This is a genomic window from Streptomyces sp. WAC00040 (genome assembly GCF_056835925.1).
In genome coordinates, this window is the sequence record NZ_JAKQZE010000001.1 from 2,380,378 (window position 1) to 2,404,805 (window position 24,428).

At 68.2% G+C, this 24,428-nt stretch carries 31 protein-coding genes; 28 read left to right on the forward strand and 3 right to left on the reverse strand.

Annotated elements, in window-relative coordinates; genetic code table 11:
• Positions 1-2: 2 nt before the first annotated feature.
• The 19 genes from rplX (at position 3) to truA (ending at position 11,389) form a co-directional block, all read left to right on the forward strand.
• The gene (gene rplX, locus MDN94_RS10945; protein ID WP_159688581.1) at positions 3-326 is read left to right on the forward strand and encodes a 50S ribosomal protein L24; all 324 of its coding nucleotides are present in this window, start codon (positions 3-5) and stop codon (positions 324-326) included.
• Complete coding sequence (gene rplE, locus MDN94_RS10950; protein WP_018847497.1) at positions 326-883, forward strand: 50S ribosomal protein L5; 558 nt, start codon at positions 326-328, stop codon at positions 881-883. Before rplX ends, rplE begins: the two co-directional genes overlap by 1 nt.
• A gap of 5 nt (positions 884-888) precedes the next feature.
• Positions 889-1,074 (forward strand): type Z 30S ribosomal protein S14, encoded by a 186-nt coding sequence (locus MDN94_RS10955; protein WP_003956452.1) that lies wholly within the window; start codon positions 889-891, stop codon positions 1,072-1,074.
• Between the two features lie 209 nt (positions 1,075-1,283).
• Positions 1,284-1,682: a 30S ribosomal protein S8 gene (gene rpsH / locus MDN94_RS10960; RefSeq protein ID WP_005313538.1), complete on the forward strand. Its 399-nt coding sequence runs from the start codon at positions 1,284-1,286 to the stop codon at positions 1,680-1,682.
• Between the two features lie 21 nt (positions 1,683-1,703).
• Positions 1,704-2,243, forward strand: a complete 540-nt coding sequence (gene rplF, locus MDN94_RS10965) for a 50S ribosomal protein L6 (RefSeq protein WP_005313535.1) — start codon at positions 1,704-1,706, stop codon at positions 2,241-2,243.
• Between the two features lie 3 nt (positions 2,244-2,246).
• Positions 2,247-2,630: a 50S ribosomal protein L18 gene (rplR, locus tag MDN94_RS10970; RefSeq protein WP_005313533.1), complete on the forward strand. Its 384-nt coding sequence runs from the start codon at positions 2,247-2,249 to the stop codon at positions 2,628-2,630.
• Positions 2,631-2,676: 46 nt separating this feature from the next.
• A complete protein-coding gene (rpsE, locus tag MDN94_RS10975; RefSeq protein WP_005313527.1) occupies positions 2,677-3,282 on the forward strand; it encodes a 30S ribosomal protein S5 in 606 nt (201 codons plus the stop codon).
• Entirely contained in the window at positions 3,282-3,464 is a 183-nt protein-coding gene (gene rpmD, locus MDN94_RS10980; protein ID WP_005313525.1) for a 50S ribosomal protein L30, read from the forward strand. Before rpsE ends, rpmD begins: the two co-directional genes overlap by 1 nt.
• A 1-nt stretch (position 3,465) precedes the next feature.
• Positions 3,466-3,921 carry a 50S ribosomal protein L15 gene (gene rplO, locus MDN94_RS10985; RefSeq protein WP_005313522.1) on the forward strand — a complete coding sequence of 152 codons (456 nt, stop codon included), beginning with the start codon at positions 3,466-3,468 and terminating at the stop codon, positions 3,919-3,921.
• A gap of 222 nt (positions 3,922-4,143) precedes the next feature.
• Positions 4,144-5,463 (forward strand): preprotein translocase subunit SecY, encoded by a 1,320-nt coding sequence (gene secY, locus MDN94_RS10990; RefSeq protein WP_005313519.1) that lies wholly within the window; start codon positions 4,144-4,146, stop codon positions 5,461-5,463.
• Positions 5,463-6,128, forward strand: coding sequence for an adenylate kinase (locus tag MDN94_RS10995; protein ID WP_482725645.1), 666 nt, complete (start codon positions 5,463-5,465; stop codon positions 6,126-6,128). The genes secY and MDN94_RS10995 overlap by 1 nt, the downstream gene beginning before the upstream one ends.
• Positions 6,129-6,236: 108 nt before the next feature.
• Positions 6,237-7,073 carry a type I methionyl aminopeptidase gene (gene map / locus MDN94_RS11000; protein WP_441265754.1) on the forward strand — a complete coding sequence of 279 codons (837 nt, stop codon included), beginning with the start codon at positions 6,237-6,239 and terminating at the stop codon, positions 7,071-7,073.
• A gap of 184 nt (positions 7,074-7,257) precedes the next feature.
• Positions 7,258-7,479 (forward strand): translation initiation factor IF-1, encoded by a 222-nt coding sequence (infA, locus tag MDN94_RS11005; protein WP_003956442.1) that lies wholly within the window; start codon positions 7,258-7,260, stop codon positions 7,477-7,479.
• 57 nt (positions 7,480-7,536) lie between these two features.
• Entirely contained in the window at positions 7,537-7,650 is a 114-nt protein-coding gene (gene rpmJ, locus MDN94_RS11010) for a 50S ribosomal protein L36 (protein ID WP_003956441.1), read from the forward strand.
• A gap of 185 nt (positions 7,651-7,835) precedes the next feature.
• Positions 7,836-8,216 (forward strand): 30S ribosomal protein S13, encoded by a 381-nt coding sequence (gene rpsM / locus MDN94_RS11015; RefSeq protein WP_005313488.1) that lies wholly within the window; start codon positions 7,836-7,838, stop codon positions 8,214-8,216.
• A 67-nt stretch (positions 8,217-8,283) separates the two neighbouring features.
• Positions 8,284-8,688 (forward strand): 30S ribosomal protein S11, encoded by a 405-nt coding sequence (rpsK, locus tag MDN94_RS11020; protein ID WP_003956432.1) that lies wholly within the window; start codon positions 8,284-8,286, stop codon positions 8,686-8,688.
• A gap of 141 nt (positions 8,689-8,829) precedes the next feature.
• Entirely contained in the window at positions 8,830-9,852 is a 1,023-nt protein-coding gene (locus MDN94_RS11025; protein ID WP_003956430.1) for a DNA-directed RNA polymerase subunit alpha, read from the forward strand.
• 107 nt (positions 9,853-9,959) lie between these two features.
• Entirely contained in the window at positions 9,960-10,451 is a 492-nt protein-coding gene (gene rplQ / locus MDN94_RS11030) for a 50S ribosomal protein L17 (protein ID WP_482725646.1), read from the forward strand.
• A gap of 80 nt (positions 10,452-10,531) precedes the next feature.
• Complete coding sequence (gene truA, locus MDN94_RS11035; RefSeq protein WP_482725647.1) at positions 10,532-11,389, forward strand: tRNA pseudouridine(38-40) synthase TruA; 858 nt, start codon at positions 10,532-10,534, stop codon at positions 11,387-11,389.
• A 179-nt stretch (positions 11,390-11,568) separates the two neighbouring features.
• On the opposite strand, the gene MDN94_RS11040 is transcribed toward truA, so the two are convergent.
• A complete protein-coding gene (locus MDN94_RS11040; RefSeq protein ID WP_482725648.1) occupies positions 11,569-12,549 on the reverse strand; it encodes a hypothetical protein in 981 nt (326 codons plus the stop codon).
• 56 nt (positions 12,550-12,605) lie between these two features.
• Between MDN94_RS11040 and MDN94_RS11045 the strand changes: the two genes are divergently transcribed.
• The 4 genes from MDN94_RS11045 (at position 12,606) to glmM (ending at position 16,989) form a co-directional block, all read left to right on the forward strand.
• Positions 12,606-14,228, forward strand: coding sequence for an ABC-F family ATP-binding cassette domain-containing protein (locus MDN94_RS11045; protein WP_482725649.1), 1,623 nt, complete (start codon positions 12,606-12,608; stop codon positions 14,226-14,228).
• Between the two features lie 261 nt (positions 14,229-14,489).
• Complete coding sequence (gene rplM, locus MDN94_RS11050) at positions 14,490-14,933, forward strand: 50S ribosomal protein L13 (protein WP_005313471.1); 444 nt, start codon at positions 14,490-14,492, stop codon at positions 14,931-14,933.
• Positions 14,934-14,975: 42 nt separating this feature from the next.
• Positions 14,976-15,494: a 30S ribosomal protein S9 gene (gene rpsI / locus MDN94_RS11055; RefSeq protein ID WP_053557020.1), complete on the forward strand. Its 519-nt coding sequence runs from the start codon at positions 14,976-14,978 to the stop codon at positions 15,492-15,494.
• A 136-nt stretch (positions 15,495-15,630) separates the two neighbouring features.
• A complete protein-coding gene (glmM, locus tag MDN94_RS11060; RefSeq protein ID WP_482725650.1) occupies positions 15,631-16,989 on the forward strand; it encodes a phosphoglucosamine mutase in 1,359 nt (452 codons plus the stop codon).
• Positions 16,990-17,084: 95 nt separating this feature from the next.
• Here glmM and MDN94_RS11065 read toward each other — a convergent pair whose 3' ends face one another.
• Complete coding sequence (locus tag MDN94_RS11065) at positions 17,085-18,032, reverse strand: DUF389 domain-containing protein (protein ID WP_482725651.1); 948 nt, start codon at positions 18,030-18,032, stop codon at positions 17,085-17,087.
• 11 nt (positions 18,033-18,043) lie between these two features.
• Positions 18,044-19,039 (reverse strand): type I pantothenate kinase, encoded by a 996-nt coding sequence (coaA, locus tag MDN94_RS11070; RefSeq protein ID WP_482725652.1) that lies wholly within the window; start codon positions 19,037-19,039, stop codon positions 18,044-18,046.
• A 172-nt stretch (positions 19,040-19,211) separates the two neighbouring features.
• Between coaA and MDN94_RS11075 the strand changes: the two genes are divergently transcribed.
• From MDN94_RS11075 to MDN94_RS11095, 5 genes are all read left to right on the forward strand, one after another.
• Positions 19,212-20,246 (forward strand): ATP-binding cassette domain-containing protein, encoded by a 1,035-nt coding sequence (locus tag MDN94_RS11075; protein ID WP_482725653.1) that lies wholly within the window; start codon positions 19,212-19,214, stop codon positions 20,244-20,246.
• Entirely contained in the window at positions 20,243-21,055 is an 813-nt protein-coding gene (locus MDN94_RS11080; RefSeq protein WP_441265762.1) for an ABC transporter permease, read from the forward strand. Before MDN94_RS11075 ends, MDN94_RS11080 begins: the two co-directional genes overlap by 4 nt.
• A 130-nt stretch (positions 21,056-21,185) precedes the next feature.
• A complete protein-coding gene (locus tag MDN94_RS11085; RefSeq protein ID WP_482725654.1) occupies positions 21,186-21,953 on the forward strand; it encodes a hypothetical protein in 768 nt (255 codons plus the stop codon).
• 72 nt (positions 21,954-22,025) lie between these two features.
• Positions 22,026-23,873: a glutamine--fructose-6-phosphate transaminase (isomerizing) gene (gene glmS, locus MDN94_RS11090; protein WP_482725655.1), complete on the forward strand. Its 1,848-nt coding sequence runs from the start codon at positions 22,026-22,028 to the stop codon at positions 23,871-23,873.
• A gap of 7 nt (positions 23,874-23,880) precedes the next feature.
• Entirely contained in the window at positions 23,881-24,249 is a 369-nt protein-coding gene (locus MDN94_RS11095) for a holo-ACP synthase (RefSeq protein ID WP_005313448.1), read from the forward strand.
• Positions 24,250-24,428 lie beyond the last annotated feature (179 nt).

Genomic DNA, 24,428 nt, shown 5'->3' on the forward strand with positions numbered 1-24,428 from the left:
GCATGAAGATCAAGAAGGGCGACCTGGTTCAGGTCATCACCGGTAAGGACAAGGGCAAGCAGGGCAAGGTCATTCAGGCCTTCCCCCGCGAGGACCGCGTCCTGGTCGAGGGTGTCAACCGGGTCAAGAAGCACACCAAGGCCGGCCAGACCGCTCGTGGTTCGCAGACCGGTGGCATCGTCACGACCGAGGCCCCCATTCACGTGAGCAATGTTCAGCTCGTCGTGGAGAAGGACGGCAAGAAGGTCGTGACCCGCGTCGGTTTCCGCTTCGACGACGAGGGCAACAAGATCCGCGTTGCCAAGCGGACGGGTGAGGACATCTGATGGCTACCACCACCACTCCGCGTCTCAAGACGAAGTACCGCGAGGAGATCGCGGGCAAGCTGCGTGAGGAGTTCTCCTACGAGAACGTCATGCAGGTCCCGGGCCTCGTCAAGATCGTGGTCAACATGGGTGTGGGCGACGCCGCCCGCGACTCCAAGCTGATCGACGGCGCGATTCGCGACCTCACCACGATCACCGGCCAGAAGCCGGCCGTCACCAAGGCCCGTAAGTCCATCGCGCAGTTCAAGCTGCGTGAGGGTCAGCCGATCGGTGCCCACGTCACGCTTCGTGGCGACCGCATGTGGGAGTTCCTGGACCGCACCCTGTCGCTCGCGCTTCCGCGCATCCGCGACTTCCGTGGTCTGTCCCCCAAGCAGTTCGACGGCCGTGGCAACTACACCTTCGGTCTCACGGAGCAGGTCATGTTCCACGAGATCGACCAGGACAAGATCGACCGCGTCCGGGGTATGGACATCACCGTGGTGACCACGGCGACCAACGACGACGAGGGCCGTGCCCTTCTGCGTCACCTCGGCTTCCCGTTCAAGGAGGCGTAAGCGAGATGGCGAAGAAGGCTCTTATTGCCAAGGCTGCTCGTAAGCCCAAGTTCGGTGTGCGTGCGTACACCCGCTGCCAGCGCTGCGGCCGCCCGCACTCCGTGTACCGCAAGTTCGGCCTGTGCCGCGTGTGCCTTCGTGAGATGGCTCACCGTGGCGAGCTGCCGGGCGTGACCAAGAGCTCCTGGTAGTCCCCTTAATCGGGACAACCGGAGTCTCTCGGTAAGCAGAGGGTTGGCAGGGGCCCTTCTCTCCATGGCTTAGGCTAGGAGGGTTGGGCGTCTGCCGCCCGTACGACTTACTACGCCGTAGGTCCCCGCGCCGCACCCGTCCCGCCCCTGTGTGGGGAGAGGGATGGCGCATACAGGAAACCCCGGCGAGAGAGGCCGAAGGCCAATTCATGACCATGACTGATCCGATCGCAGACATGCTGACGCGTCTGCGTAACGCGAACTCGGCGTACCACGACTCTGTCGTGATGCCGCACAGCAAGATCAAGTCGCACATCGCCGAGATCCTCCAGCAGGAGGGTTTCATCACCGGCTGGAAGGTCGAGGACGCCGAGGTCGGCAAGAACCTCGTCCTCGAGCTGAAGTTCGGCCCGAACCGTGAGCGTTCGATCGCCGGCATCAAGCGCATCTCCAAGCCGGGTCTGCGTGTTTACGCGAAGTCCACCAACCTGCCGAAGGTTCTCGGCGGCCTGGGCGTGGCGATCATCTCCACGTCCCACGGTCTCCTGACCGGCCAGCAGGCGCAGAAGAAGGGCGTGGGTGGGGAAGTCCTCGCCTACGTCTGGTAGTCGGGAACGGAGGAAAAGCTCATGTCGCGAATCGGCAAGCTCCCCATCCAGGTTCCCGCCGGTGTGGACGTCACCATCGATGGCCGCACGGTCGCGGTGAAGGGTCCGAAGGGCTCCCTCACGCACACCGTCGCTGCGCCGATCGAGATTGTTAAGGGCGAGGAGGGCGTGCTCAACGTCACCCGTCCCAACGACGAGCGTCAGAACAAGGCCCTGCACGGCCTGTCCCGCACGCTGGTGGCGAACATGATCACCGGTGTGACCCAGGGATACACCAAGGCGCTCGAGATCAGCGGTGTCGGTTACCGCGTCGCCGCGAAGGGCTCCAACCTGGAGTTCCAGCTCGGTTACAGCCACCCGATCCTGGTGGAGGCGCCGGAAGGCATCTCCTTCAAGGTCGAGTCGCCGACCAAGTTCTCGGTCGAGGGCATCGACAAGCAGAAGGTCGGCGAGGTCGCCGCGAACATCCGCAAGCTGCGCAAGCCCGACCCGTACAAGGCCAAGGGCGTGAAGTACGCGGGCGAGGTCATCCGCCGCAAGGTCGGAAAGGCGGGTAAGTAAGCCATGGCATACGGTGTGAAGATTGCCAAGGGCGACGCGTACAAGCGCGCCGCCATCAAGCGCCGCCACATCCGCGTCCGCAAGAACGTCTCCGGTACGCCGGAGCGTCCGCGCCTGGTCGTGACGCGTTCCAACCGCCACATCGTGGCCCAGGTCATCGACGACATCGCGGGCCACACGCTCGCGTCGGCGTCGACCCTGGACACCTCGATCCGCGGTGGCGAGGGCGACAAGAGCGCCCAGGCCAAGCAGGTCGGTTCCCTGGTCGCCGAGCGCGCCAAGGCCGCCGGCGTCGAGGCCGTCGTGTTCGACCGTGGTGGCAACAGGTACGCCGGGCGCATTGCCGCTCTGGCTGACGCCGCCCGCGAAGCCGGGCTGAAGTTCTGAGCCCCGGTTCCGGGACTAACGGACGTAACAGAGAGAGGTAGATCCAATGGCTGGACCCCAGCGCCGCGGAAGCGGTGCCGGTGGCGGCGAGCGGCGGGACCGGAAGGGTCGCGACGGTGGCGCAGCTGCCGCCGAGAAGACCGCGTACGTTGAGCGCGTTGTCGCGATCAACCGCGTCGCCAAGGTTGTCAAGGGTGGTCGTCGCTTCAGCTTCACCGCGCTCGTCGTGGTGGGTGACGGTGACGGCACCGTAGGTGTCGGTTACGGCAAGGCCAAGGAGGTGCCGGCCGCCATCGCCAAGGGTGTTGAGGAGGCCAAGAAGCACTTCTTCAAGGTCCCCCGTATCCAGGGCACCATCCCGCACCCGATCCAGGGTGAGAAGGCTGCCGGCGTCGTCCTGCTCAAGCCGGCTTCCCCCGGTACCGGTGTTATCGCCGGTGGCCCGGTGCGCGCCGTGCTCGAGTGCGCGGGCGTGCACGACATCCTGTCGAAGTCGCTCGGCTCGGACAACGCGATCAACATCGTGCACGCGACCGTGGCGGCCCTCAAGGGCCTGCAGCGTCCCGAGGAGATCGCGGCTCGCCGTGGTCTGCCCCTCGAGGACGTCGCCCCCGCGGCTCTGCTCCGTGCGCGTGCGGGAGCGGGTGCGTAATGGCCCGCCTCAAGATCACGCAGACGAAGTCGTACATCGGCAGCAAGCAGAACCACCGTGACACCCTGCGTTCGCTCGGGCTCAAGCGCCTGAACGACGTGGTCGTCAAGGAGGACCGCCCCGAGTTCCGCGGAATGGTGCACACCGTCCGCCACCTCGTGACGGTCGAGGAGGTCGACTGACATGGCGGAGCAGAACCCGCTGAAGGTCCACAACCTCCGTCCCGCCCCGGGCGCCAAGACCGCAAAGACCCGTGTGGGTCGTGGTGAGGCGTCGAAGGGTAAGACGGCCGGTCGTGGTACCAAGGGCACCAAGGCCCGTTACCAGGTTCCGGAGCGCTTCGAGGGTGGGCAGATGCCCCTCCACATGCGTCTCCCGAAGCTCAAGGGCTTCAAGAACCCGTTCCGCACCGAGTACCAGGTCGTGAACCTGGACAAGCTCGCGGCCCTCTACCCCGAGGGTGGCGAGGTCACCGTTGCCGACCTGGTCGACAAGGGTGCCGTGCGCAAGAACAGCCTCGTCAAGGTCCTGGGCCAGGGCGAGATCTCCGTGGCGCTGCAGGTGACGGTCGACGCCGTCTCCGGTTCCGCCAAGGAGAAGATTGCCGCCGCCGGCGGCACCGTCACCGAGCTCGTCTGAGACGACTCGATGGCTTGAACATCCGACCGGGGATGCCTCTCATAAGGGGCATCCCCGGTTGGTCGTTCCTTGGGGGGCACGGTCGCCGGTAAGGTGTCGTGCGTTGTTAACTTCAGCCCGGTGTGCCTACTGGCGCCCCGTGCGGATTTTGCCTGATACGTATTCGTCGATCCTCAAGACCGTCACCTCTGACGCAGTAGCGCGGGGGTCGCAGGAGGCACCGTGCTCACCGCGTTCGCCCGGGCGTTCAAGACGCCCGACCTGCGCAAGAAGCTGCTCTTCACACTGGCCATCATCGTTCTGTACCGACTCGGGTCACACATCCCGGTACCCGGCGTCAGTTATCAGAATGTCCAGATCTGTGTCGACGCGGCCACGAAGGGCAACAACAGCCTGTTCGGGCTGGTGAACATGTTCAGCGGCGGAGCGCTGCTGCAGATCACCATCTTCGCGCTCGGCATCATGCCGTACATCACGGCGAGCATCATCCTGCAGCTGCTGACCGTGGTCATCCCGCGGCTGGAGGCCCTCAAGAAGGAGGGTCAGTCCGGCACGGCGAAGATCACGCAGTACACGCGTTACCTGACGGTGGCGCTCGCGGTGCTGCAGGGCACCGGCCTCGTCGCCACCGCCCGGAGCGGCGCGCTCTTCGCCAGCTGCCCGGTCGGTAACGAGATCGTGCCGGACCGGTCGATCTTCACCACCATCGTGATGGTCGTCACCATGACCGCCGGTACCGCTGCCGTCATGTGGCTCGGTGAGCTCATCACCGACCGCGGCATCGGCAACGGCATGTCGATCCTGATGTTCATCTCGATCGCCGCCGGCTTCCCGGGCGCCCTGTGGGCGATCAAGGAGAGCGGCAAGCTCGCCCAGGGCTGGATCGAGTTCGGCACGGTCATCCTGATCGGCTTCGTGATGGTGGGGCTGGTCGTCTTCGTCGAGCAGGCCCAGCGGCGCATCCCGGTGCAGTACGCGAAGCGGATGATCGGTCGCAGGTCGTACGGCGGTACGTCCACATACATCCCGCTCAAGGTGAACCAGGCGGGTGTGATTCCCGTCATCTTCGCCTCGTCGCTGCTCTACATCCCGGCGCTCGTCGCGCAGTTCTCGAACTCGCAGTCGGGCTGGAAAACCTGGATCGAAGCCCACTTCGTCAAGGGCGACCACCCCTACTACATCGTCACGTACTTCCTTCTGATCGTGTTCTTCGCCTTCTTCTATGTGGCGATCTCGTTCAACCCCGAGGAAGTCGCGGACAACATGAAGAAGTATGGTGGCTTCATCCCGGGTATCCGGGCCGGTCGACCTACTGCCGAGTATCTGAGCTACGTGCTCAACAGGATCACTTGGCCGGGCTCGCTGTACCTGGGTCTGATTGCTCTTGTCCCGACGATGGCGTTGGCAGGCTTCGGCGGCGCGAACCAGAACTTCCCGTTCGGCGGGACGAGCATCCTCATCATCGTGGGTGTGGGTCTGGAGACCGTGAAGCAGATCGAGAGCCAGCTCCAGCAGCGCAATTACGAAGGGTTCCTCCGCTGATGCGAATCGTCCTCGTCGGACCGCCCGGTGCCGGGAAAGGGACGCAGGCAGCGTTCCTCGCCAAGAACCTGTCGATCCCGCACATCTCCACGGGCGACCTGTTCCGCGCCAACATCTCCCAGGGCACCGAGCTGGGGAAGCAGGCCAAGTCGTACATGGACGCCGGCAACCTGGTCCCCGACGAGGTGACGATCGGGATGGCAAAGGACCGCATGTCCCAGCCGGACGCCGTGGGCGGCTTCCTGCTCGACGGCTTCCCGCGCAACGTGGGCCAGGCCGAGGCGCTGGACGAGATGCTCAAGGGCGAGGGTGTCCAGCTGGACGCCGTGCTCGACCTGGAGGTCCCCGAGGACGAGGTCGTCAAGCGGATCGCCGGACGTCGTGTGTGCCGCAGCAACAGCGCGCACGTCTTCCACGTGACGTACTCCCCGGCCAAGACCGAGGGCGTCTGCGACGAGTGCGGCGGCGAGCTGTACCAGCGCGACGACGACTCGGAGGAGACGGTCCGCAAGCGGCTCGAGGTCTACCACACGCAGACCGAGCCGATCATCGACTACTACAGGTCGCAGGGCCTGGTGGTCACCATCTCCGCGCTCGGCAAGGTCACCGATGTGACCGCTCGGGCGATGGAGGCCCTCCAGGTGGACAAGGCCGCCCAGGCCTGAGCACCCGCGAGACAGTTACCCCAGAGTTACGGCCGCGGTGTCCTTCGGACGCCGCGGCCGTATCGTTGATAAGCCCGGAACCACTTGTCCAGAAAGGCGCCCGCCGCAATGGTGCAGATCAAGACTCCCGAGCAGATCGCGAAGATGCGCGAGGCGGGACTGGTCGTCGCCGCCATCCACGACGCGACCCGTGAGGCCGCGGTGCCCGGCGCCACGACCAAGGACCTCGACGAGGTCGCCCGCAAGGTGATCGCGGACCACGGCGCGAAGTCGAACTTCCTCGGCTACGGGGGTTTTCCCGCGACGATCTGCACCTCGGTCAACGAGGTCGTCGTCCACGGCATCCCGGACGAGGCGACCGTCCTCAAGGACGGCGACATCATCTCCATCGACTGCGGCGCGATCGTCGACGGCTGGCACGGCGACGCCGCCTACACGGCCTTCGTGGGCAGTGGCCACGCTCCGGAACTCCTCGAGCTGTCCCGCGTGACCGAGGAGTCGATGTGGGCCGGCATCGCCGCGATGAAGAACGGCAACCGGCTCGTCGACGTCTCCCGTGCCATCGAGACCTACATCCGCCGCCAGCCGCGTCCCGCGACCGGTAAGTACGGGATCATCGAGGACTACGGCGGCCACGGCATCGGCACCGAGATGCACATGGACCCCCACCTGCTGAACTACGTCTCGCGCAAGCGAGGCAAGGGTCCGAAGCTGGTCCCCGGTTTCTGTCTGGCCATCGAGCCGATGGTGTCGCTCGGTACGCCGCACACGGAGGTCCTCTCCGACGACTGGACGGTCATCACCACCGACGGCACCTGGTCCTCGCACTGGGAGCACTCGGTCGCGCTGACGGAGGAGGGTCCACTCGTGCTGACTGCCCACGACGGCGGCAAGGCGAAGCTGGCGGAGCTTGGCATCACGGCGGCGCCGGACCCGCTGGCATGACGCATGGCGGCTGTGGCGCGTCTTCGCGGCGCGCGCGCCGCTTAAGGATCTCTCACGTTGGGCACACTTGCCGGATTCGTCTTTTCGAATGGCCTGACGTAGACTGATGCGTCGGCTCTCGTGTACCCGTGTGTCCGCACGCGGTGCGGGAGTCGATCAAGGTAGCCGATTCGAAAGGCGAAGCGTGGCCAAGAAGCAAGGTGCCATCGAAATCGAGGGCACCGTGATCGAGTCCCTCCCGAACGCCATGTTCAAGGTGGAGCTCCAGAACGGTCACAAGGTCCTCGCGCACATCTCCGGCAAGATGCGGATGCACTACATCCGTATCCTCCCGGACGACCGGGTCGTCGTGGAGCTCTCTCCGTACGACCTGACGCGTGGCCGGATCGTCTACCGGTACAAGTAGATCTTGTCGCACCCCCCTCGCGGGGTGTCGGCACTGACCCGGAGAACCTCACATCCCATGAAGGTCAAGCCGAGCGTCAAGAAGATCTGCGACAAGTGCAAGGTGATCCGCCGTCACGGCCGGGTCATGGTCATCTGCGACAACCTGCGCCACAAGCAGCGCCAGGGCTGACGCACGCCGACCGACCTGCACCCGCAGTTCTTCGCGCGACGCAAGCAATACGTACATACGCAGAACCCGCCCAGCCCGCAAGGGTCGGCGGCACCTCCGGCGGGGGCCGGGGACCTCGCTCGTACCTCATACGGCGAACGGGGAGCGGTTCTGTGGCAGACCCCCGAACACACAGGAGCCATTGAATGGCACGCGTTTCCGGTGTTGACATCCCGCGCGAGAAGCGTGTGGAGATCGCACTCACCTACGTCTTCGGTATCGGGCGTACCCGGTCCAAGGAGATCCTCGCCTCGACCGGCGTGAACCCGAACACCCGCGTTCGTGACCTGGCCGAAGAGGACCTGGTCAAGATCCGCGAGTACGTGGACGCCAACCTCCAGACCGAGGGCGACCTCCGCCGCGAGATCCAGGGCGACATTCGCCGCAAGATCGAGATCCAGTGCTACCAGGGCATCCGTCACCGTCGTGGCCTGCCCGTGCACGGACAGCGGACCAGCACGAACGCCCGTACCCGCAAGGGCCCGCGTCGCGCCATCGCCGGTAAGAAGAAGCCGGGCAAGAAGTAGTCCTCAGCGGACGCTTTACCAAGCGGTCTTCGCTGTAGGACCGACCACCTCCCCGTAGGAGTAATAGATGCCCCCCAAGGGTCGTCAGGGCGCTGCCAAGAAGGTGCGCCGCAAGGAAAAGAAGAACGTCGCTCACGGCCACGCGCACATCAAGAGCACGTTCAACAACACGATCGTGTCCATCACGGACCCGAGCGGCAACGTGATCTCCTGGGCCTCCGCCGGCCACGTCGGCTTCAAGGGCTCGCGCAAGTCCACCCCCTTCGCCGCGCAGATGGCCGCCGAGTCGGCCGCCCGCCGCGCGCAGGAGCACGGCATGCGCAAGGTCGACGTCTTCGTCAAGGGTCCCGGCTCCGGCCGTGAGACCGCGATCCGCTCCCTCCAGGCCACCGGCCTCGAGGTCGGCTCGATCCAGGACGTCACCCCCACGCCGCACAACGGCTGCCGTCCCCCCAAGCGGAGGCGCGTCTGACCCTGGGTGCGTGGCGCATCCGGGTCGACGTAGGGCTTTCGGGCGGTAGGTCCCATGTGGGGCGTACCGCCCGTACCCTTGCAGTACGCAGTACCTGTCGGGTGTCAAATAGCGGGCATCCATGACTGAAGGAAACACACCATGCTTATCGCTCAGCGTCCCTCGCTGACCGAAGAGGTCGTCGACGAGTACCGCTCGCGGTTCGTGATCGAGCCCCTCGAGCCGGGCTTCGGTTACACCCTCGGCAACTCGCTCCGCCGTACGCTCCTCTCCTCGATCCCGGGTGCGGCCGTCACGTCCATCCGCATCGACGGTGTCCTGCACGAGTTCACCACCGTGCCGGGCGTCAAGGAGGACGTCACCGACCTCATCCTGAACATCAAGCAGCTGGTCGTCTCCTCGGAGCACGACGAGCCGGTCGTGATGTACCTGCGCAAGCAGGGTCCCGGCCTGGTCACCGCTGCTGACATCGCCCCGCCGGCCGGTGTCGAGGTGCACAACCCCGACCTGGTGCTCGCCACGCTGAACGGCAAGGGCAAGCTGGAGATGGAGCTGACCGTCGAGCGCGGTCGCGGCTACGTCTCCGCCGTGCAGAACAAGCAGGTGGGCCAGGAGATCGGCCGTATTCCGGTCGACTCCATCTACTCGCCGGTCCTCAAGGTCACCTACAAGGTCGAGGCGACCCGAGTCGAGCAGCGCACCGACTTCGACAAGCTGATCGTCGACGTCGAGACCAAGCAGGCCATGCGCCCGCGTGACGCCATGGCGTCCGCCGGTAAGACCCTGGTCGAGCTGTTCGGTCTGGCCCGCGAGCTCAACATCGACGCCGAGGGCATCGACATGGGCCCGTCCCCCACGGACGCCGCCCTTGCCGCCGACCTGGCGCTGCCGATCGAGGAGCTCGAGCTCACCGTTCGTTCGTACAACTGCCTCAAGCGTGAGGGCATCCACTCCGTGGGTGAGCTCGTGGCGCGCTCCGAGGCCGACCTGCTCGACATCCGCAACTTCGGTGCGAAGTCGATCGACGAGGTCAAGGCGAAGCTGGCCGGCATGGGCCTGGCCCTCAAGGACAGCCCGCCCGGATTCGACCCGACCGCCGCCGCCGACGCCTTCGGCGCCGACGACGACGCGGACGCGGGCTTCGTCGAGACCGAGCAGTACTGAGAAGGCTTGCGGGGAGCCCCGGCTCCCCGCGCACCCTCCGGCGACCGCCAGGAGGGAACTGACACCGGTACCTGATACGGCCGGTGCAGATCACAAGGAGAAACCCCATGCCGCGTCCCACCAAGGGAGCCCGTTTCGGTGGCAGCGCCGCTCACGAGAAGCTTCTTCTCGCGAACCTGGCGAAGTCGCTGTTCGAGCACGGCCGCATCACCACGACCGAGGCCAAGGCCCGCCGCCTGCGTCCGGTCGCCGAGCGCCTGATCACCAAGGCGAAGAAGGGCGACATCCACAACCGTCGTCTGGTGCTGCAGACGATCACGGACAAGGGCATCGTGCACACGCTCTTCACCGAGATCGCTCCGCGTTACGCCGAGCGTCCGGGTGGCTACACCCGTATCACCAAGATCGGCAACCGTCGTGGCGACAACGCCCCGATGGCCGTGATCGAGCTCGTCGAGGGCGAGATCGCGAAGAAGGCGACCGTCGCCGAGGCCGAGGCCGCTGCGAAGCGCGCGGTCAAGGAAGACGCCCTCAAGAAGGACGAGGCCGCCGAGGCCAAGGCCGACGAGGCTCCGGCCGAGGAGTCGAAGGACGCCTGAGCCTGATTTCAGGTTCGTCGAGCGGGCCCGTTCCCCACTGGGGGCGGGCCCGTTCCGCGTGAGTTGAGAGGATGGATCGCGTGAGCGACGAGGTGGAGCCCGGCTTCGTACGGGTGCGGCTGGATCTTTCGTACGACGGCAAGGACTTCTCCGGCTGGGCGAAGCAGGCCGGCGGCCGGCGGACCGTGCAGGGCGACATCGAGGACGCCCTGCGCACGGTCACGCGCTCGCGGACGACGTACGAGCTGACCGTCGCCGGACGCACCGACGCCGGGGTGCACGCGCGCGGCCAGGTGGCGCACGTGGATCTGCCCGTGGAGCTGTGGGCGGAGCACCGGGAGAAGCTGCTCAAGCGGCTGGCGGGCCGGCTCTCGCGCGATGTGCGGATCTGGAGCGTGGAGCAGGCGCCCGAGGGGTTCAACGCGCGCTTCTCGGCGATCTGGCGGCGTTACGCGTACCGGGTGACGGACAACCCGGGTGGCGTGGACCCGCTGCTGCGCGGCCATGTGCTCTGGCACGACTGGCCGTTGGACGTGGACGCCATGAACGAGGCTTCGGCCGCGCTGGTCGGGGAGCACGACTTCGCGGCGTACTGCAAGAAGCGCGACGGCGCGACGACCATCCGCACGCTCCAGCAGCTGTCGTGGGAACGCGACCCGTCCGGCGTCATCGCGGCGACCGTGAAGGCCGACGCCTTCTGCCACAACATGGTGCGCTCGCTGGTCGGCGCGCTGCTGTTCGTCGGCGACGGTCACCGGCCCGTTGAGTGGCCCGCGAAGGTCCTGGCCGCCGGTGTGCGCGACTCCGCGGTCCACGTCGTACGGCCGCACGGGCTCACACTGGAGGAAGTCGGCTACCCGGCCGACGAGTTGCTTGCCGCCCGCAACAAGGAAGCGCGCAACAGGCGTTCGCTGCCTCTCGCGACCGGCTGCTGCTGAGTCGGCGACAGGGCCGACGGCGTTCCCCGGTGCGTGCGGGCGACTTGGCGCGGCGAAGGTCGTGTCGGAAGGGGGCGGGCGCTGGTGGCGCCCGTCCCCTTCTGCGTACCGGTCAGGCGGTGAGGCGTCCGGGGCGGGTTGCCGTCAGCGCGACCTGCGGCGCGCCACCGCCGGCCGGGCTATCCGGCCGGGGCGGACGCCGCCGCGGAGGCCTGTGCCTCGCCGCGGCGGACGATCTGGCGGAACGTGAACTCGCCCAGGTCGTCGCCGGTCTGGAAGGCCTTGGTGTCCTTCTTCGTGACGGACTTGGCCTGCGTGTAGCCGGTGGTCGTGAAGTAGGCGTAGCGGCCGTAGGCGTTGAAGGTGGAGCGGCACACCGGGCCGCCCTTGCAGAACGCCGGCACGCCCGCGCCCGGCAGCGGCACGACGCTGCCCGACGCCTGCTGGAGGGCCTTCTTCGCCTTGGCCTCGTTCTCGAAGGTGGCCACGGCGATGGTGACCGCGATGCCGTCCTTGCTGTAGGTGGCCCGGAAGACCTGCTCGCAGCCGTTGCTTTCGAGGGCGGTCGCCAGGGCGCCCTTGACGGCGGAGGCGCAGTTGCCGGTGCGAGCCAGCGCGCCCTTGTCGTAGACGCGGTCGCCCATCGTCAGCTTCTTGCCGGGGAACAGCGTCTCGGCGCTCAGCGGGAGGGTGTCCTTCTTGCGCTCGGAGATGAAGTCCTTCGGGTTCGGCGGCGGCAGCGGCGCCACGGAGGAGAAGGACGGCTCCGGCGCGGTCGTGTTCTGCGGCAGGTCCGGCGGCGCGGGAAGTTGGCTGCTGCTCTTGTCGGAGGCGGTGCCGTCGCCGTCCTTGTTGGAGGAGACGATCGCGGTGGCGACAGCGCCGGCTATGAGCGCGGTCGCGAGTGCTCCGCCGCCGACCATGAGCCAGCGCCTGCGGCGGGCACGGGCGGCCGAAGCGTCGGCGAGCGCGGCCCAGTCAGGGGTGCCGTCACTGCCCGACCGGCCGCCGAACGGATCGAAGGAGTCCTGTCCGTACTGGTTCTGACCGTACTGGCCCGGTCCCCGGCCGTACTGGTTCTGTCCGAACTGGCCCTGGTTGTACGGGTTCTGGTCCTGTCCGTCGGACCCCCACTGTGGTCCCCCCTGCCCGAAGCTCATGCCGCGCATCCTAAACCTGTTGGGCGGAGCCGGTCCCGGCAGTCAGAATCGGCCGCATGGGACATGTAGAGGCCGCGCATCTCGAGTACTACCTGCCGGACGGGCGTCCGCTCCTCGCCGACGCCTCGTTCCGGGTCGGCGAGGGCGCGGTGGCGGCGCTGGTGGGGGCCAACGGCGCCGGCAAGACCACGCTGCTGCGGCTGATCGCGGGGGAGATCCAGCCGCACGGCGGTTCGGTGAGCGTCAGTGGCGGACTCGGCGTGATGCGGCAGTTCGTCGGCTCGGTGCGCGACGAGCGCACCGTCCGCGATCTCCTGGTGTCCGTGGCCCAGCCACGGATCAGGGAGGCGGCGGCCGCGGTGGACGCCGCGGAGCACGCGATCATGACGGTCGACGACGAGGTCGCGCAGATGCGGTACGCGCAGGCGCTGAGCGACTGGGCGGAGGCGCGCGGGTACGAGGCGGAGACCGTCTGGGACATGTGCACCACCGCGGCGCTCGGAATGCCGTACGAGAAGGCGCAGTGGCGCCAGGTGCGGACGTTGTCCGGGGGCGAGCAGAAGCGGCTCGTGCTGGAGGCGCTGCTGCGCGGACCCGACGAGGTGCTGCTGCTCGACGAGCCGGACAACTATCTGGACGTGCCCGGCAAGCGCTGGCTCGAGGACCGGCTGAAGGAGACCCGTAAGACCGTTCTGTTCGTCTCCCACGACCGGGAGCTGCTGGCGAGGGCCGCGGAGCGGATCGTGGCGGTGGAGCCGGGCCCGGCCGGGTCGGACGTGTGGATCCACGGCGGTGGCTTCGCCACGTTCCACGAGGCGCGGCGGGAGCGCTTCGCGCGCTTCGAGGAGCTGAAGCGGCGCTGGGACGAGGAGCACGCCCGGCTGAAGGCGCTGGTGCTGCGGCTGCGGCAGCAGGCGGCGAACAGCCCGGACATGGCTTCGCGGTACCGGGCGATGCAGACCCGCTTCAAGAAGTTCGAGGAGGCCGGCCCGCCGCCGGAGCCGCCGAGGGAGCAGGACATCAGGATGCGGCTGCGGGGCGGACGCACCGGTGTGCGCGCGCTGACCTGCGAGGGGCTGGAGCTGTCCGGTCTGATGAAACCCTTCTCGCTGGAGGTCTTCTACGGGGAGCGGGTGGCGGTCCTCGGTTCCAACGGGTCGGGCAAGTCCCATTTCCTGCGGCTGCTGGCGGGCGACGCCTCAGTGGCCCACACGGGGGAGTGGAAACTGGGTGCACGGGTCGTCCCCGGGCACTTCGCCCAGACCCACGCCCACCCCGAGCTGCTCGGCCGCACGCTCGTCGACATCCTGTGGACGGAGCATGCCAAGGACCGGGGCGGGGCGATGTCGGTCCTGCGGCGCTACGAACTGGAGCGCCAGGGCGACCAGCCCTTCGAGAAGCTCTCCGGCGGACAGCAGGCGCGCTTCCAGATCCTGTTGCTGGAGCTCGCGGGGACCACGGCCCTGCTGCTCGACGAGCCGACGGACAACCTGGACCTGGAGTCGGCGGAGGCGCTTCAGGAGGGACTGGAGGCCTACGACGGCACGGTGCTGGCCGTGACGCACGACCGCTGGTTCGCGCGCTCCTTCGACCGGTACCTGGTCTTCGGCTCGGACGGGGTCGTCCGCGAGACACCGGAGCCGGTGTGGGACGAGCGGCGGGTGGAGCGGGTGCGATAGCCCGCCGGGAAAGGATTCCGGCACCGGTGCGCCGGGGGCCGGGGACCCGTTTTGACCCGCCAGGGGGCAGACAGGTATTCTGCTGGTTCGTTATGCGTATTGGCTTGCTCTATCTCACGTGAGGGGCCCTTACGCCGGTCCACCGGGCCGATGACCAGCGGCAGGCATTCGGGTTGCGTCCCCGCGTGCCGCCAGGGCTGTCGTGATCGTCCGGGTGGCCTTGTCAGGACCACACTCACTGAAGAAGCGAAGGCTACGACCGTGCGTACGTACAGCCCCAAGCCCGGCGATGTCACGCGCCAGTGGCACATCATCGACGCGCAGGACATCGTCCTGGGCCGTCTGGCGACTACGGCAGCGAACCTCCTCCGGGGCAAGCACAAGCCGACCTATGCCCCGCACATGGACATGGGCGACTTCGTCATCATCATCAACGCCGAGAAGGTCCACCTCTCCGGCAACAAGAAGACTCAGAAGATGGCGTACCGCCACTCCGGTTACCCGGGTGGTCTGCGTTCCGTCCGCTACGACGAGCTTCTTGCCAAGAGCCCGGAGAAGGCTGTGGAGAAGGCCATCAAGGGCATGATCCCCAAGAACACCCTGGGCCGTCAGATGCTCTCGAAGCTGAAGATCTACGCGGGTGACCAGCACCCGCACGCTGCTCAGCAGCCGGTCCCGTTCGAGATCACCCAGGTCGCGCAGTAGTTCCGGCCACCCCCTAAGACGAAAAGAAATCTGAGGAGCATCGTGGCCGAGACCACTGTTGAGACCCCTGTCGAGGGCGAAGAGACCTACGCGGAGGTCACCACCTTCGAGTCGGACGCCCCCGTCGAGGGTGAGTACACCACCGAGTCCATGGCGTCCCGCTTCGGCGACCCGCAGCCGGCCGCCGGCCTGGGTCGTCGCAAGAACGCCATTGCCCGCGTCCGGATCGTTCCGGGCACCGGCAAGTGGAAGATCAACGGTCGCACCCTCGAGGACTACTTCCCGAACAAGGTGCACCAGCAGGAAGTCAACGAGCCCTTCAAGGTGCTCGAGCTCGACAACCGCTACGACGTCATCGCCCGTATCTCGGGTGGCGGCGTGTCCGGCCAGGCCGGCGCCCTGCGCCTCGGTGTGGCCCGCGCGCTGAACGAGGCCGACGTGGACAACAACCGCGGCGCCCTCAAGAAGGCCGGCTTCCTCTCCCGCGACGACCGTGCGGTCGAGCGCAAGAAGGCCGGTCTCAAGAAGGCCCGTAAGGCCCCGCAGTACAGCAAGCGCTAAATCGCGCGCTGGCCTGCAGACATCCTGTACGGCTTTTCGTTCGCCCCGGCGGCACTCCGTGCTGCCGGGGCGTTCGTCTATCGACTGCCTCGGGCGAACAATGGTTCGAGCATTCAGTATTCTCGGAGGAACAACAGTGGGACGACTCTTCGGTACGGACGGTGTACGCGGCGTCGCCAACGCGGATCTGACGGCAGAGCTCGCGCTCGGCCTGTCGGTCGCGGCGGCACATGTGCTGGCAGAAGCGGGCACGTTCGCGGGCCATCGCCCGACCGCGGTGGTCGGCCGTGACCCCCGCGCATCCGGAGAGTTCCTGGAGGCCGCCGTCGTGGCCGGCCTGGCGAGCGCGGGTGTCGACGTGCTGCGCGTCGGCGTACTGCCGACCCCGGCCGTGGCGTACCTCACCGGCGCCCTCGGCGCCGACCTCGGTGTGATGCTCTCCGCGAGCCACAACGCCATGCCGGACAACGGCATCAAGTTCTTCGCACGCGGCGGCCACAAGCTCGCGGACGAGCTCGAGGACCGTATCGAGCAGGTCTACGAGCAGCACCGCACCGGTGAGCCGTGGGACCGGCCGACCGGCTCGGGCGTCGGCCGGGTGACGGACTACGACGAGGGCTTCGACAAGTACGTCGCCCACCTCATCGCCGTGCTGCCCAACCGCCTCGACGGACTCAAGGTCGTCCTCGACGAGGCACACGGCGCCGCCTCCCGTGTCTCGCCCGAGGCGTTCGCGCGGGCAGGTGCGGAGGTCGTCACGATCGGCGCGGAGCCCGACGGCCTCAACATCAACGACGGCTGCGGATCCACGCACCTCGAGCTGCTGAAGGCCGCCGTCGTCGAGCACGGCGCCGACCTCGGCATCGCGCACGACGGCGACGCCGACCGGTGCCTCGCGGTGGACGCGCAGGGCAACGAGATCGACGGGGACCAGATCCTCGCCGTGCTGGCGCTCGCCATGCGCGAGGCGGGAACGCTGCGCGGCAACACCGTGGTCGCCACCGTGATGTCCAATCTGGGCTTCAAGCTGGCGATGGAGCGCGAGGGCGTCGAGCTGGTGCAGACGGCGGTGGGCGACCGCTACGTCCTGGAGGCGATGAAGGCGCACGGCTTCGGCCTCGGCGGCGAGCAGTCCGGCCACGTGATCGTGCTCGACCACGCCACGACCGGCGACGGCACGCTGACGGGTCTGATGCTCGCGGCACGGGTCACGGCGACCGGCCGGACGCTGGCAGACCTGGCCGGCGTGATGGAGCGCCTGCCGCAGGTCCTCGTGAACGTGCCCGACGTGGACAGGTCCCGGGTGCAGACCTCCGCCGAACTGTCGCACGCGGTCGCCGATGCCGAGCGCGAGCTCGGCTCCACCGGCCGGGTGCTGCTGCGTCCCTCCGGCACGGAGCCGCTCGTGCGGGTCATGGTCGAGGCCGCCGACATCGAGCAGGCCCGGTGCGTCGCCGGCCGGCTGGCCGACGTGGTGAAGTCCGCCCTCGGCTGAGTCACGCCGCAGGAGTGCGTACGCCCGGTCAGGGACCTGTGTCCCGGACCGGGCGTCCGTGTGTCCGCGCCGGTGTCACTCGGTCCGCGCCGGTGTCATCCGGTCGCCACGGCCGCGGCGCGACGGCGCTTCCTGGCCCAGAAGAACTTCTGCGCCAGCAGGGTCAGCGTCCCGGCCAGCACGATGCCCAGCAGGTTCAGCAGCAGCTGCTCGGTCGAGCCCCAGGCCTGCCCGTAGTAGCTGTAGCTGAAGGCGACGGCCGCGTTCGCCGCTGCGGGCACCGTCGTCACGGAGATGGCGACGCCGACGAGGGCGCCCGACTTCGACGAGGTGAGCGACAGCATCCCCGCAGCCCCGGCCAGCAGGGCGACGACGAAGGAGAACCAGTCCGGGTTGTAGATGAAGCTGGTGTTGGGGCGTTCCGCCTTCAGCTTCGACAACTCGAAGAGGTTCACGGCGTCCATGAAGTGGCTGAAGCCCACGGTCACCAGCATCGCCGCGGCGAACCCGGCGATCAGTGCCACGAACGACCGCATCGCCAGCCGCGGGGCGCGACGGATCACGGCCGTGCAGAAACCGGCCAGCGGGCCGAACTCGGGACCCACCGCCATCGCTCCCACGATCAGGATCGCGTTGTCCAGCACCACACCGCAGGCGGCGATCATCGTCGCCAGCGTGAGGAACGCGATGTAGGTGACGCTGAGCGTGGACTCCTCGTGCGTGGCGTCCGTCAGCTGTTCCCACAGAACCGCGTCCGCAGCCTCGCCGGGTGCGGCCTTCTCGGCCCGATCCGCGCGGTGCGACAGCGAGAGGTCGATGCTCTCCACGGAGACAGAGCCGCATTCGTCGATGCCGAGGTCGCGCAGTCCGGCGAGCAGTTCGTCACCCGCCTCCCGGGCCACGTCGCACATCACCAGGTCGCCCTGCGGGTCACGCGCGGCGCCGGGGACGACGGCGAGATGCGCCGTGCCCACGGTCTTCTCGAGCAGGGCGAGCACCTCCGCCGTGCGGTCGGCCGGTGTTATCAGACGCAGATGCAGCACGCGGGTGTCTCCTAGAGCTTGCGCAGTGACAGCCGCTGCACCTTGTGGTCCGGGCCCTTGCGCAGCACCAGTGTGGCGCGGCCGCGGGTGGGAGCCACGTTCTCCAGCAGATTGGGTTTGTTGATGGTCCGCCACATGGTGCGGGCGTAGTCGAGCGCCTCCTCCTCCGAGACCTGCGTGTACTTCCTGAAGTAGGAGAAAGGATTCTGGAACGCCGTCTCCCGCAGCTTGCGGAAACGGTTGAGGTACCAGGTCTCGATGTCCTCGGGTCGCGCGTCGACGTACACGCTGAAGTCGAAGTAGTCGGCGAGGCCGACCCGGGTCCGGCCGTCCTTGCCGGGCAGCGCCGGCTGGAGGACGTTCAGCCCTTCGACGATCAGGATGTCCGGGCGGCGCACGGTCAGCCGCTCGTCCGGAACGATGTCGTAGATGAGGTGGGAGTAGACCGGCGCCGTGACCTCGTCCTTGCCGGCCTTGATGTCGGCGACGAAACGGGTCAGCGCCCGGCGGTCGTACGACTCGGGAAAGCCCTTGCGGGACACCAGCCCGCGGGCCTTGAGCTCCTTCATCGGAAGCAGGAACCCGTCGGTGGTCACCAGCTCGACCCGCGGATGCTCGGGCCAGCGCGCGAGCAGTGCCTGGAGGAGCCGGGCGACCGTCGACTTGCCGACGGCCACGGAACCGGCGACCCCTATGACGAAGGGCGTACCGCGCTGTTCGCCGTGGCCGCCCCCCGCGTCGCCGAGGAAAGTGTTGAGAGCGCCGCGGAGGCCGGCGCTGGCCTGGACGTAGAGGTTCAGGAGTCGGGACAGCGGGAGGTAGACGTCCCGCACCTCGTCGAGGTCGATGACGTCGCCGAGCCCGCGGAGCTGCTCGACCTCCTCGGCACTGAGGGGCAGCGGGGTTCTCTCGCGCAGGGCGCTCCACTCCGCGCGGGTGAGGTCGACGTACGGAGTCGACGCGTGCTCGGCCCGGCGGTGGGCGCTTCGTGGCGGCGAAGTGATCACAGGGACATTGTCGTGCGTGCGACTCGGTTATGGGTGGTGTGCTCGGTCACGCGGAGCGGAGCGGCCGCGGCTCCGCTCCGCGGCCTCCGCGACGGAATGTCAGTGGCGTGCGTCACAGTTATGGCTGAGGTGGGCGCCGACCCGCGACGTCCGCGGACCCGGAGGTTGTCTCATGACCTATGCGATCCAGGCGGAAGGACTGGTCAAGCGCTTCAAGGACACCGAGGCGCTGGCAGGCGTCGACCTGGCGGCCCGCACCGGCTCGGTGCTGGGCCTGCTGGGGCCGAACGGGGCGGGGAAGACGACTGCCGTACGGATCTTCGCCACGCTGCTGACCCCCGACGGCGGCCGGGCGACCGTGGCCGGCCACGACGTCGTCCGCGAGGCCGGCAAAGTGCGGTCCCTGATAGGCCTCACCGGGCAGTACGCGGCGGTGGACGAAAATCTCACCGGCACGGAGAACCTGCTGCTCATCGGCCGTCTGCTCGGCCTGCCGAGACTTGAGTCCAAGGCGCGGGCCGGTGAACTGCTGGACCGGTTCCGGCTCAGCGACGCGGCAGGACGGGCCGTGAAGACGTTCTCCGGCGGGATGCGGCGCAGGCTTGACCTCGCGGCGAGCCTGGTCGGCCGGCCGAGCATCCTGTTCCTCGACGAGCCGACGACCGGCCTCGATCCGCACAGCCGCGGGGAGCTGTGGGACATGCTGAGGGCCCTGATAGCCGACGGTGCGACCGCGCTCCTGACCACCCAGTACCTGAACGAGGCGGACAAACTCGCCGACGACATCGTCGTCGTCGACAAGGGCCGGGTCATCGCCGAGGGCACGCCGGACACGCTGAAGTCCGAAGTGGGGGGCCAAGTGCTCCAGGTGAGGCCGGTGGCGCCGGAGGACCTGGCGCGCACGCGCGCGCTGGTGGCGGAGACGGCAGGTTCGCAGACCCAGACGGAGGGTGAGTCGGTCACCGTGCCGGTCAACGACGCGGAGCTGATGCCGGCGGTGGTGCGCAGGCTGGACCGCGAGGGGATAGCGGTGGGTGAGCTGACACTGCGGCGGTCGTCCCTGGACGAGGTCTTCCTGGCGCTGACCGGGCACCGGGCGGAGCCGGCGCCCGACTCCGGCAGGCCGGACGAGTCCGCCCGCGAGGCGGAAGAGGCCGGCCGGCCTGCCGACGAGAACGAGCGGGAGAAGGCGGTGAGTTCGACATGAGCGCGACGACGATGCCGCTCGCGCCGGGCCGGTCGTCGGGACGGGTGAAACCGCTCGACGGGATCAGGCAGACGTTCACGATGGCCTGGCGCAGTCTGGTGGCGGTCAAGCACAATCCGCTCGAGCTGGTCGACTACAGCATCACGCCGATCATGTTCGTCTTCCTGTTCACCTATGTGCTGGGCGGGCAGATGGCCGGCTCCCCGGAGGCGTATCTGAAGTACGCGCTCCCAGGGATCATCGTGCAGAACACCCTGTTCATGACCATATACACGGCCATGGCGTTGAACACCGACCTCACCAAAGGCGTCTTCGACCGGCTGCGCAGCCTGCCCATAGCGCGCTCCGCCCCGCTCGTCGGCCGTATCACCGCGGACCTCACGAAGCACGTTTGGGCGATGCTGCTGATGATCGGTCTCGGGCTGCTCCTCGGCTTCCGCGTGACCGGCGGACTCGGCGGGTTCCTGCTCGGCGCGCTGCTGCTGGTGGTGTTCGCGGCGGCCGTGTCCTGGACCGCCGTACTCATCGGGATGCTCGCGGGCGACGCGGAGAAGGTGCAGGCTTTCGGCTTCACGCTGATCTTCCCGATCACGTTCACCAGCAGTGCCTTCGTGCTGGTCGACACGATGCCGGGCTGGCTTCAGGCATTCAGCGACATCAATCCGGTGACGCATCTGTCGGACGCGTTCCGCGGGCTGCTGCTCGGCGGTCCGGTCGCCGAGCCGGTGCTGTGGTCGCTGGTGTGGGCGGCCGGTATCACCGTGGTCTTCTATCCGCTGGCCATGCGGGCGTACCGGGCGAAGGTGTGAGCCGGGGGTGGCCGGACAGCGTTGTCGGCAGGGCGCGTTATCGTACGGCTCAGCAGCAGCGATTCGGGGCGGGACAGGCGTGGGCCGTCGCCTCGGGAGGGGTCGCTGCGATCACGCGAGGACAACGCACATGCGAAGCACCGCTGTACGCCGTACCGCTCTGGCCGCCGCCGCGGCCTCACTGGTTCTCCTGGTCACCGCCTGCGGTGGCGAGGGGTCCGACGGGGGGACGAACGAGAAGGGCACCGGCAAGGGCAAGGACTCCGCTGCCGCGGCGCCCGCGGACAAGGCGCTGACCGCGGCCGAACTGGAGAAGGTCGCGCTCGCCGAGGGCGACGTCAAGGCGCACAAGATCGTGAAGGCCGGTCCGGAGGACGACATCGCGGCCAAGGACGTCAAGACGGACAAGGCCGAGTGCGAGCCGCTGGCCCGGGCACTCGCCGGTACACCCATGGGCGCGCCGGTCGCGACGGTGAAGCGGAGGGCCACCGCGGAGCCCGACGTGAAGGAAGCCGGCAAGGACGGGGCGGTCGAAGGCGCCTTCGACATCACGACGTCGCTGGTCGCGCTCTCGTCCTACGAGGGCAAGGGAGCCGCCGACGCCTTCGAGGCGGTCAAGTCCGCGGGGACGGCCTGCGCCGGTGGCTTCACCGTGACGATGGCCGGTACGGATCAGAAGATCGTCAAGATGGCGGAGGCCAAGGTCTCGGGCGGCGACGAGGCCGTGGCGTGGACGATGACCGGCGAGCAGGACGGCGAGAAGCTGCCGTTCAACGTGGCCGTCGTGCGCAAGGGCGGCACCTTCGTGTCGTTCTCCTCGTTCAACCTGATGGCTCCCGAGGGCGACCTGCCGCTGCCCACCGCCGTCATCGACGCCCAGGCGGCCAAGCTCGGCTGATCCACGTCCGGCCGGGCCACCCGCCCGCCCACCTGACCTGCCCGCACGGGTCCGGAACCGTAGGCTGCCGACATGTGCGGAATCGTGGGTTACGTCGGCGGACAGTCGGCGCTCGATGTGGTCATCGCCGGGCTTAAGAGGCTCGAGTACCGCGGCTACGACTCGGCCGGAGTCGCGGTACTCGCCGACGGGGGGCTCGCGGCGGCGAAGAAGGCGGGCAAGCTCGTCAACCTGGAGAAGGAACTGGCGGACCGACCGCTGCCGAGCGGTTCCACCGGCATCGGCCATACGCGCTGGGCCACGCACGGTGGTCCCACCGACGCCAACGCGCACCCTCACCTGGACAACGCGGGCCGTGTGGCCGTCGTGCACAACGGCATCATCGAGAACTTCGCCGCCCTGCGCGCGGAGCTGGCCGACCGCGGCCACGACCTGGAGTCGGAGACCGACACCGAGGTCGTCTCGCACCTCCTCGCGGAGTCGTTCTCGTCCTGCGGTGACCTCGCAGAGGCGATGCGCATGGTGTGCAGGCAGCTCCAGGGCGCGTTCACGCTGGTGGCGGTGCACGCCGACGAGCCGGACGTGGTGGTCGGCGCGCGGCGCAACTCCCCGCTGGTGGTGGGAGTCGGTGACGGCGAGTCCTTTCTGGCCTCCGACGTGGCCGCGTTCATCGCCCACACTCGGTCGGCGATCGAACTCGGCCAGGACCAGGTGGTCGAGCTCCGCAGGGACGCTGTGACGATCACCGGTTTCGACGGGGAGCCCGCCGAGGTGCGGGCCTACCACGTGGACTGGGACGCCTCCGCCGCCGAGAAGGGCGGGTACGACTACTTCATGCTCAAGGAGATCGCCGAGCAGCCCAAGGCGGTCGCCGACACCCTCCTCGGCCGCGTCGACGCGTCGGGGTCGCTGACTCTCGACGAGGTGCGCATCCCGCAGTCCGTGCTGCGTGAGGCGGACAAGGTCGTCATCGTCGCCTGCGGTACCGCCTTCCACGCCGGGATGATCGCCAAGTACGCCATCGAGCACTGGACCCGCATCCCCTGCGAGGTCGAGCTGGCGAGCGAGTTCCGCTATCGGGACCCGATCCTGGACCAGCGGACGCTGGTGATCGCCATCTCGCAGTCCGGCGAGACCATGGACACCCTTATGGCGCTGCGGCACGCCCGTGAACAGGGCGCCAGGGCGCTGGCCATCTGCAACACCAACGGGTCGACGATTCCCCGCGAGTCGGACGCCGTGCTGTACACCCATGCCGGGCCGGAGGTGGCGGTCGCCTCCACCAAGGCGTTCCTGACCCAGCTGGTGGCCTGCTACCTGGTCGCCCTCTATCTGGGCCAGGTGCGCGGCACCAAGTGGGGCGACGAGATCAGGGCCGTCGTCCGTGACCTGGCGCAGATCTCCGGGCAGGTGGAGCGGGTACTGGAGACGATGGAGCCGGTGCGGGAGCTGGCGCGTTCCCTTGCCGGCAAGAACACGGTGCTCTTCCTGGGGCGTCACGTGGGGTATCCCGTGGCGCTGGAAGGTGCGTTGAAGCTCAAGGAGCTGGCGTACATGCACGCGGAGGGGTTCGCCGCGGGCGAGCTCAAGCACGGGCCGATCGCGCTGATCGAGAAGGACCTGCCCGTGGTGGTCGTGGTGCCGTCCCCCCGCGGGCGTTCGGTGCTGCACGACAAGATCGTGTCCAACATCCAGGAGATCCGTGCACGCGGCGCCCGTACGATCGTGATCGCGGAGGAGGGCGACCAGGCGGTCGTGCCCTACGCCGACCACCTGGTGCGGATCCCGGCGACACCGACGCTGCTCCAGCCGATGGTGGCCGCGGTGCCGCTTCAGGTCTTCGCCTGCGAGCTCGCCACGGCCCGTGGCAACGAGGTGGACCAGCCGAGGAACCTGGCCAAGTCCGTGACGGTGGAATGAGCGTCGAATGATCATCGGGGTGGGGATCGACGTGGCGGAGGTGGAACGCTTCGCCGCGTCGATGAAGCGGACACCGGGCATGGCCGAGCGGCTCTTCCTGGAACGGGAGTTGCTGCTGCCGAGCGGTGAGCGCAGAGGCTACGCCTCCCTCGCGGCGCGGTTCGCCGCGAAGGAGGCGCTGGCGAAGGCGCTCGGCGCGCCGGCGGGCCTGCTGTGGACGGACGCGGAGGTGTACGTGGAGGACTCGGGCAGGCCGCTGCTGCGTGTGCACGGCACGGTCGCCGCCCGCGCCGCCGAACTGGGCGTGCGCTCCTGGCACGTGTCGCTCAGCCATGACGCGGGAATCGCCTCGGCGGTCGTGATCGCGGAGGGCTGAGCCGGAGCCGCCGCCGGGCGTCCGGATCCGGCCGCGACCGGGGCCCGGCGGGCCGTGTCTCCGGCCGGGTGCCTGGCCTTGCAGGGCGCAACCCCGGCCGGGTGGGTGTTCGGCGCGGCGGCCGTGTCCCCGGCCGGGGCCGGGCCCTGGCGGGTCGTAACCAGGGCCTGGTGTTCGTC

Coding starts and splice junctions, on each gene's coding strand:
- rplX (WP_159688581.1), top strand. CDS start 3: ATGAAGATCAAGAAGGGCGACCTGGTTCAGGTCATCACCGGTAAGGAC.
- rplE (WP_018847497.1), top strand. CDS start 326: ATGGCTACCACCACCACTCCGCGTCTCAAGACGAAGTACCGCGAGGAG.
- MDN94_RS10955 (WP_003956452.1), top strand. CDS start 889: ATGGCGAAGAAGGCTCTTATTGCCAAGGCTGCTCGTAAGCCCAAGTTC.
- rpsH (WP_005313538.1), top strand. CDS start 1,284: ATGACCATGACTGATCCGATCGCAGACATGCTGACGCGTCTGCGTAAC.
- rplF (WP_005313535.1), top strand. CDS start 1,704: ATGTCGCGAATCGGCAAGCTCCCCATCCAGGTTCCCGCCGGTGTGGAC.
- rplR (WP_005313533.1), top strand. CDS start 2,247: ATGGCATACGGTGTGAAGATTGCCAAGGGCGACGCGTACAAGCGCGCC.
- rpsE (WP_005313527.1), top strand. CDS start 2,677: ATGGCTGGACCCCAGCGCCGCGGAAGCGGTGCCGGTGGCGGCGAGCGG.
- rpmD (WP_005313525.1), top strand. CDS start 3,282: ATGGCCCGCCTCAAGATCACGCAGACGAAGTCGTACATCGGCAGCAAG.
- rplO (WP_005313522.1), top strand. CDS start 3,466: ATGGCGGAGCAGAACCCGCTGAAGGTCCACAACCTCCGTCCCGCCCCG.
- MDN94_RS10995 (WP_482725645.1), top strand. CDS start 5,463: ATGCGAATCGTCCTCGTCGGACCGCCCGGTGCCGGGAAAGGGACGCAG.
- map (WP_441265754.1), top strand. CDS start 6,237: ATGGTGCAGATCAAGACTCCCGAGCAGATCGCGAAGATGCGCGAGGCG.
- rpmJ (WP_003956441.1), top strand. CDS start 7,537: ATGAAGGTCAAGCCGAGCGTCAAGAAGATCTGCGACAAGTGCAAGGTG.
- rpsM (WP_005313488.1), top strand. CDS start 7,836: ATGGCACGCGTTTCCGGTGTTGACATCCCGCGCGAGAAGCGTGTGGAG.
- rpsK (WP_003956432.1), top strand. CDS start 8,284: ATGCCCCCCAAGGGTCGTCAGGGCGCTGCCAAGAAGGTGCGCCGCAAG.
- MDN94_RS11025 (WP_003956430.1), top strand. CDS start 8,830: ATGCTTATCGCTCAGCGTCCCTCGCTGACCGAAGAGGTCGTCGACGAG.
- rplQ (WP_482725646.1), top strand. CDS start 9,960: ATGCCGCGTCCCACCAAGGGAGCCCGTTTCGGTGGCAGCGCCGCTCAC.
- MDN94_RS11040 (WP_482725648.1), bottom strand. CDS start 12,549: ATGAGCTTCGGGCAGGGGGGACCACAGTGGGGGTCCGACGGACAGGAC.
- MDN94_RS11045 (WP_482725649.1), top strand. CDS start 12,606: ATGGGACATGTAGAGGCCGCGCATCTCGAGTACTACCTGCCGGACGGG.
- MDN94_RS11075 (WP_482725653.1), top strand. CDS start 19,212: ATGACCTATGCGATCCAGGCGGAAGGACTGGTCAAGCGCTTCAAGGAC.
- MDN94_RS11080 (WP_441265762.1), top strand. CDS start 20,243: ATGAGCGCGACGACGATGCCGCTCGCGCCGGGCCGGTCGTCGGGACGG.
- MDN94_RS11085 (WP_482725654.1), top strand. CDS start 21,186: ATGCGAAGCACCGCTGTACGCCGTACCGCTCTGGCCGCCGCCGCGGCC.
- glmS (WP_482725655.1), top strand. CDS start 22,026: ATGTGCGGAATCGTGGGTTACGTCGGCGGACAGTCGGCGCTCGATGTG.
- MDN94_RS11095 (WP_005313448.1), top strand. CDS start 23,881: ATGATCATCGGGGTGGGGATCGACGTGGCGGAGGTGGAACGCTTCGCC.